Below are 6,167 nucleotides of genomic sequence, written 5' to 3' on the forward strand. Positions count from 1 at the left end.
TCGATACCGCCGGCCGCACCCATATCGACGAGCCGCTGATGGTCGAGATGGCGGATATCCGCAAGGTCTCGAACCCGCACGAAATCCTTCTGGTGGCTGACAGTCTCACCGGTCAGGACGCCGTCAATCTCGCCCGCAATTTCGATCAACGCGTCGGCATCACCGGCCTCGTCCTGACCCGTATGGATGGCGACGGACGCGGTGGCGCTGCGCTTTCCATGCGCGCGGTCACCGGCAAGCCGATCAAGCTGATCGGTACCGGCGAAAAGATGGACGCGCTGGAGGAGTTTCACCCCAAGCGCATCGCCGACCGCATTCTCGGCATGGGCGATATCGTCTCGCTGGTGGAAAAGGCCGCCGAGACGATCGATGCCGAAAAAGCCCAGGCCATGGCCCAGAAGATGGCCAAGGGCAAGTTCGACCTCGACGACATGGCAGAGCAGCTGAAGCAGATGCAGAACATGGGCGGCATGGGCGGCATTATGGGCCTGATGCCTGGCATGGGCGGCATGAAGGAAAAGATGGCCGCCGCCGGCATGGACGACGGCGTGTTCAAACGCCAGCTCGCCATCATCTCCTCGATGACGAAATATGAGCGCGCCCATCCCGACGTTCTGAAGAATTCGCGCAAGAAGCGCATTGCCGCAGGCTCCGGCACGTCTGCCGCCGATATCAACAAGCTTCTGAAAATGCACCGCCAGATGTCCGACATGATGAAAGCCATGGGCGGCAAGGGCAAGGGCAAGATGAAGCAGATGATGAACATGATGGGTGGCGGCATGCCCGGAGGCATGGGCGGCATGCCCGACCTCTCCAAGCTTGATGCCAACCAGCTTGCCGAGCTCGAGAAGAAGGCCGGCGGCCTCGGTGGTTCGGGTGCTCTTCCGCCGGGCGGCCTGCCGGGCCTCGGCGGACCGAAGCTTCCCGGTCTTGGCGGCGGCTTTGGCGGTTTCGGAAAGGGCAAGAAGAAGTGACGGATGTCCCTGTTCTGGAAACCGAGCGGCTCATCATGCGTGCCTTCCGGCGCGAAGATTTCGCGCCGATGGCGGCTTTCTTCGCCGATGAGCGGTCGTTCTACTATGGCGGGCCGCTTCCGGCGGGCGATGCCTGGCGCAGGCTCGCCGCCTATGCGGGGCACTGGGTCCTGAATGGTTTCGGGGAATGGGCGCTGGAAGAGAAGAATACGGGGCGTTTTGTCGGCTTTTGCGGCCCCTGGCATCCCGCCGATATGCCGGAACCCGAAATCGCCTGGGCACTGCTGCCCGATCATTACGGCAAGGGCTATGCCTTCGAGGCGGCTTCGCGGGCGCTTCGTTATGTCTACGAAGACCTGAAATGGCCGACGGTGATGAGCCTGATCGAGCCGGACAACGCGCCTTCCATTCGTCTGGCAGAGCGCCTCGGCGCGACCGCCGAGAAGACGCTTGAGATTTATGGCAGGGATGCAGTCGTCTACCGTCATCTGTCGCCCGATATGCTGCTGGAGAAAACGGCATGAACCCCAAGCAACAGCTTCTCCAGTATCGCCAGTCGATCGACAATCTCGATGCCGCGCTGGTGCATATTCTCGCCGAACGGTTCCGCTGCACCAAGGCGGTGGGGCACCTGAAGGCCGAGCATGACCTGCCGCCGGCCGACCCGGCGCGCGAGGAACAGCAGATTTCGCGGTTGAGGGCGCTGGCCAAGAGCGCCGATCTTGACCCCGATTTTGCCGAGACTTTCCTGAATTTCATCATCAAGGAAGTCATCCGGCATCATGAGCAGATCGCCGCCCAGCATGGCGGTCAGGAGAAATAGGCCGGTTCCCGGTCGATGAGAATGCCCCGTCAATGCGATACCGGCGCGCGCTGATTGCAGAAGACAGGGTCACGAAAACGAATGGACTGCGGTCCGACAGAAATGCCTTTAAGGAGAAAACAAAATGGCAATCAAGATCAGACTCGCCCGCGGCGGTTCCAAGAAGCGCCCCTACTATCACATCGTTGCCGCCGACGAGCGTTCGCCGCGTGACGGCCGCTTCATCGAGAAGCTCGGCCACTGGAACCCGATGCTGCCGAAGGATTCGGAAGAGCGCGTCGTCTTCGACGAAGAGCGGGTGAAGTACTGGCTCGGAACCGGCGCCCAGCCGACCGATCGCGTCCTGCGCTTCCTCGCCGAAGCCGGCATTGTCGAGCGCAAGGCCCGCAACAACCCGAACAAGGCAAAGCCCGGCAAGAAGGCCGAGGAGCGCGCTGCCGAAAAGAAGCAGAAGGCTGAAGAAGCCGCTGCCGCTGCTGCAGAAGCCGCTGCCGAAGCTTCGGAATAAGCCGGATTGCCGTCAGCCGTTTGCCCCTCGTCGGGTGGAAGAACGGTTTTCAGGCATCGAACAGGGGCCGGGCGCATGCGTCCGGCCTTTTCCTTTGCGCCAAAAGGGCATAGATAGCCATAAACGGCAGGAAAGAACGACGATGGCAAAGCTCAATGACCCGATCCTGATGGCAACCGTTGGCGCGGCGCAGGGCTTGCGCGGCGATGTCAGGGTGCGCTGCTTTACCGCAAATCCGCTGACGGTCGGCGACTACGGCAATCTTCATGCGGAAGACGGGCGCGTGTTCGAGATCCTCGAGACGCGTCCGGGCAAGAACAACATGATCGTGATCCGCTTTCGCGGCGTGAACGACCGGACCGCGGCGGAAGCCCTGCGCGGCCTCAATCTCTATGTCGAACGCGACAACCTGCCCGATGACGAGCTCGAGGACGAGGAATATTTCTATGCCGACCTCGAAGGCCTCAACGTCTTTGACGATGCCGGCAACAGCTATGGCGCGATCAGCGCGATCTTCGATTTCGGCGCCGGCGATCTGCTGGAGCTGAAGGGGCCGGGCCGTCGCCCGGTGCTGATCCCGTTCAACGAGCGCGCCGTGCTGGAGATCGATTTCGAGGACCGCCGGGTGCTGATCGCCCCCGTGGCCGCCGGTCTCGTCGGTGACGGCGATGGCGACGCGCCGGACTTTCCCGGTCCCGGCGGCCGGTAGCGGGCGCGATGTCCTTCAAGGCAACCGTACTGACGCTTTATCCGGAGATGTTTCCCGGCCATCTCGGCACGTCGCTGGCAGGGCGTGCGGCCGAGCGCGGGCAATGGTCGCTCGAGGCCGTCAATATCCGCGATTTTGCCGAGGATCGCCACCGCAGCGTCGACGATACGCCGTCTGGCGGCGGCGCGGGCATGGTGCTGAGGCCGGATATTCTGGCGCGCGCTATCGATGCCGTTTCCGCCAATGACGACCGTCCGCGCCTCCTGATGAGTCCGCGCGGCAAACCCTTAACGCAGGCGCGCGTACGCGCACTGGCCGACGGCCCGGGGGCCGTGATCGTCTGCGGCCGGTTCGAGGGCATCGACCAGCGGGTCATCGACCGGCGCGGCCTCGAGGAGGTTTCGGTCGGCGACTATATCCTCTCCGGCGGCGAACCGGCGGCGCTTGTGCTGCTCGATGCGGTCGTGCGCGTGCTTCCGGGCGTCATGGGCAATGCGCTTTCCGGCACCCATGAGAGTTTCGAGCACGGTCTGCTGGAGCACCCGCATTATACCCGGCCCGCCGAGTGGGAGGGCGAGACGATCCCGGACGTGCTGACGTCGGGCAACCACGCGGCGATCGAAAAGTGGCGGCATGAGCAGGCATTGCGGCTGACCGCTGAACGGCGGCCGGATCTGATGGCGGGAGGAGAACGGCATGAAGAGTGACGCGCTGCGGCTTGAGCCATTCGATCCGTCGCATTTCGACACGGTCGCCGGCTGGTTTGCGGATGCGAGAGCCGCTGCCCTCTGGGGCGGCACGCAGCTTCCCTTTCCCTTCAGCTATGGCCAGCTTTGCCAGGGGGCCGCCGACATGCTCGGCGCGAAGCCCGCGCTCGCCTGTTTCTCCGCGAGGCGCGGAGAAACGCTGGCAGGTCATGGCCAGATCGTTTTCGACCGGCTGAACGGCGTGGGCAGGCTTTGCCGGATCGCTGTTGCGCCGGAATTGCGGGGCAGCGGGCTTTCGCGCGCTATGCTTGGACTGCTGGTGAATGAGGCGTTCAGGGAAGCCGCCATCATGCGGGTCGAGCTCAACGTCTACGACCTCAACGTGGCGGCCATCCGGGCCTACAAGGGGATTGGTTTTACCGAGGAGGGGGTTCGCCGCTCCTCGGCCCGTTTCGGCGAGGAACGCTGGGATACGGTGATGATGGGCCTGTTGCGCACGGAATGGGAGAAGGCCCGGCATGATTGTGCCGGTCATGTCGCGCAAAAGGGGTGACAAAGGCCGGAAAATCGTCTATAGGCCCGCCCTGACCGGGTGTTCCGGTTACCGAAAAGAACAACCGCGTAACGCTCCCGCCTTCAAGACAAGGCAAATCCGGAGGCATTGACCAAAGGATGATTGTCGAGCGCTCTGGCCGTTAAAGCAAGATATCAAGAGGTTAGACCGATGAACATCATCGAGCAGCTCGAAGCTGAAGAAACCGCGCGCATCGCCGAGCAGCGCGAACTCCCCCCGTTTGAAGCCGGTGACACCGTTCGCGTCAACGTCCGCGTCACGGAGGGCACCCGCACCCGCGTCCAGGCCTTCGAAGGCGTCTGCATCGCCCGTTCCGGCGGCGGCATCCACGAGAACTTCACCGTTCGCAAGATTTCCTACGGCGAAGGCGTCGAGCGCGTATTCCCCGTCTATTCCCCCCAGGTCGAGGGCGTCGAAGTGATCCGCCGCGGTAAGGTTCGCCGCGCGAAGCTCTACTATCTGCGCGACCGTCGCGGCAAGTCGGCCCGTATCGCGGAAAACACCTCCGTGCGTTCGCGCCGCCTCAACGACGAGGCCCGCGAGGCGGCAGCGGCCGCCCGCGCCGCCGCCAAGGCGGAGAAGGAAGCTGCAGCCGCAGCCAAGAGCGAATAAGCCTTTTTCGCTTTTGAAATCGTTTCGGGAAGCCGCCTTCGGGCGGCTTCTTTGCGTTTTGCGATCCGTCCGGCGGTTTTGACAAGAAAAAGCCGGAATCGCTTCCTATCTCCGTTCTCCCTTGAATTGTGAAGCCGCAACCGACTCTTTTCTTTGGTTGTGGCCAAACGGAGTAGAAATGTCTCTTACACGCGCCATTGTGGCAGGCGCCGGCAACCCGATGATCCTGGGGCCCATTGCCACACCCGTGCTCGCTGCGACCGCAAAGGGTCGTGACCGTTTCGTTTTCGACGACGAGGACGCGGCGGAGTGGCACGACAGGCGCGGCATGTCGGCGGACCCCCTTCTCGTCTTCCTCAAGACGCGTGCGAGCCACGTCCGGGGCTAGCGCATCGGCCCGAAAATCGGAATCGGTTTTCGGAAAGCACGATGCGCAAATTCAATTGCTAGAGCGTCCTTTGTGCGTCCGAATGGACGCACGGCGCTCTAGTTTTGAACCATTCTCGTAAATGATTGCCGGAGCCCGAGAAAGCTGGTAAAGACCGGCCCATGAGGATCATTGACAGAAAGAGCGCGGCCGTTACCTTCAGGCCCTTCGTGCTGCAGGACAGAAAGCGCCTGCCGAGCCGCTTCTTTGCGATGATTTCCGGCGCGCTCAACGCCCGACTTAGCTGACGCTTGTTGCAAGGCAATGCCGGCAGCGGGCAACCGCGCCCTTTCCTGTTCATCGAAAAATGGGTTACGAAATCATGAGCAAGGCTCGCACAATCTATGACAAGATCTGGGACGATCATCTGGTGGACAGCCAGGATGACGGCACCTGTCTCATCTATATCGACCGTCATCTGGTCCATGAAGTGACCAGCCCGCAGGCGTTCGAAGGTCTGCGGCTTGCAGGCCGCACGGTCCACGCGCCGGCAAAGACGCTGGCCGTGGTCGACCACAACGTTCCGACCACGCCCGACCGCGTCAACGGCATCAAGAACGAGGAAAGCCGCATCCAGGTGGCGGCCCTTGCCCAGAACGCGCTCGATTTCGGCGTCGAATATTACTCCGAAAAGGACAAGCGCCAGGGCATCGTCCATATCGTCGGGCCGGAACAAGGCTTCACCCTTCCGGGCATGACGATCGTCTGCGGCGACAGCCACACCTCCACGCACGGCGCATTCGGCGCGCTGGCGCACGGCATCGGCACGTCGGAGGTGGAGCATGTGCTCGCCACCCAGACGCTGATCCAGTCGAAGGCCAGGAACATGCTGG

General features: G+C 62.7%; 10 protein-coding genes and 1 pseudogene. All 11 read left to right on the forward strand.

What is annotated here, in order from left to right:
- Positions 1-974 (forward strand): annotated as a pseudogene (locus AC5DC2_RS17685) (signal recognition particle protein); the annotation flags it as partial.
- Positions 971-1,498, forward strand: coding sequence for a GNAT family N-acetyltransferase (locus AC5DC2_RS17690; protein WP_491699425.1), 528 nt, complete (start codon positions 971-973; stop codon positions 1,496-1,498). The pseudogene AC5DC2_RS17685 and the gene AC5DC2_RS17690, both read left to right, overlap by 4 nt.
- Positions 1,495-1,797, forward strand: a complete 303-nt coding sequence (locus tag AC5DC2_RS17695) for a chorismate mutase (protein ID WP_024710084.1) — start codon at positions 1,495-1,497, stop codon at positions 1,795-1,797. Before AC5DC2_RS17690 ends, AC5DC2_RS17695 begins: the two co-directional genes overlap by 4 nt.
- Positions 1,798-1,921: 124 nt before the next feature.
- Positions 1,922-2,305, forward strand: coding sequence for a 30S ribosomal protein S16 (gene rpsP / locus AC5DC2_RS17700; protein WP_491699426.1), 384 nt, complete (start codon positions 1,922-1,924; stop codon positions 2,303-2,305).
- Between the two features lie 142 nt (positions 2,306-2,447).
- Complete coding sequence (rimM, locus tag AC5DC2_RS17705; RefSeq protein WP_491699427.1) at positions 2,448-3,014, forward strand: ribosome maturation factor RimM; 567 nt, start codon at positions 2,448-2,450, stop codon at positions 3,012-3,014.
- An 8-nt stretch (positions 3,015-3,022) separates the two neighbouring features.
- Positions 3,023-3,721, forward strand: a complete 699-nt coding sequence (trmD, locus tag AC5DC2_RS17710) for a tRNA (guanosine(37)-N1)-methyltransferase TrmD (RefSeq protein ID WP_491699428.1) — start codon at positions 3,023-3,025, stop codon at positions 3,719-3,721.
- Entirely contained in the window at positions 3,711-4,274 is a 564-nt protein-coding gene (locus tag AC5DC2_RS17715) for a GNAT family N-acetyltransferase (RefSeq protein ID WP_491699429.1), read from the forward strand. The genes trmD and AC5DC2_RS17715 overlap by 11 nt, the downstream gene beginning before the upstream one ends.
- A gap of 171 nt (positions 4,275-4,445) precedes the next feature.
- Positions 4,446-4,907, forward strand: a complete 462-nt coding sequence (rplS, locus tag AC5DC2_RS17720) for a 50S ribosomal protein L19 (RefSeq protein ID WP_024710089.1) — start codon at positions 4,446-4,448, stop codon at positions 4,905-4,907.
- 178 nt (positions 4,908-5,085) lie between these two features.
- The gene (locus AC5DC2_RS17725) at positions 5,086-5,295 is read left to right on the forward strand and encodes a hypothetical protein (RefSeq protein WP_491699430.1); all 210 of its coding nucleotides are present in this window, start codon (positions 5,086-5,088) and stop codon (positions 5,293-5,295) included.
- 161 nt (positions 5,296-5,456) lie between these two features.
- Positions 5,457-5,582, forward strand: coding sequence for a hypothetical protein (locus AC5DC2_RS17730; RefSeq protein ID WP_256389172.1), 126 nt, complete (start codon positions 5,457-5,459; stop codon positions 5,580-5,582).
- Between the two features lie 74 nt (positions 5,583-5,656).
- On the forward strand, positions 5,657-6,167 hold a 511-nt coding region (locus tag AC5DC2_RS17735; protein WP_491699431.1), incomplete at its 3' end, for an aconitase family protein.

Source organism: Martelella sp., from assembly GCF_984369615.1.

Excerpts from the sequence above, each read along its gene's own strand:
- AC5DC2_RS17695 (WP_024710084.1), top strand. The coding sequence starts at position 1,495 with ATGAACCCCAAGCAACAGCTTCTCCAGTATCGCCAGTCGATCGACAAT.
- rpsP (WP_491699426.1), top strand. The coding sequence starts at position 1,922 with ATGGCAATCAAGATCAGACTCGCCCGCGGCGGTTCCAAGAAGCGCCCC.
- rimM (WP_491699427.1), top strand. The coding sequence starts at position 2,448 with ATGGCAAAGCTCAATGACCCGATCCTGATGGCAACCGTTGGCGCGGCG.
- trmD (WP_491699428.1), top strand. The coding sequence starts at position 3,023 with ATGTCCTTCAAGGCAACCGTACTGACGCTTTATCCGGAGATGTTTCCC.
- AC5DC2_RS17715 (WP_491699429.1), top strand. The coding sequence starts at position 3,711 with ATGAAGAGTGACGCGCTGCGGCTTGAGCCATTCGATCCGTCGCATTTC.
- rplS (WP_024710089.1), top strand. The coding sequence starts at position 4,446 with ATGAACATCATCGAGCAGCTCGAAGCTGAAGAAACCGCGCGCATCGCC.
- AC5DC2_RS17725 (WP_491699430.1), top strand. The coding sequence starts at position 5,086 with ATGTCTCTTACACGCGCCATTGTGGCAGGCGCCGGCAACCCGATGATC.
- AC5DC2_RS17730 (WP_256389172.1), top strand. The coding sequence starts at position 5,457 with ATGAGGATCATTGACAGAAAGAGCGCGGCCGTTACCTTCAGGCCCTTC.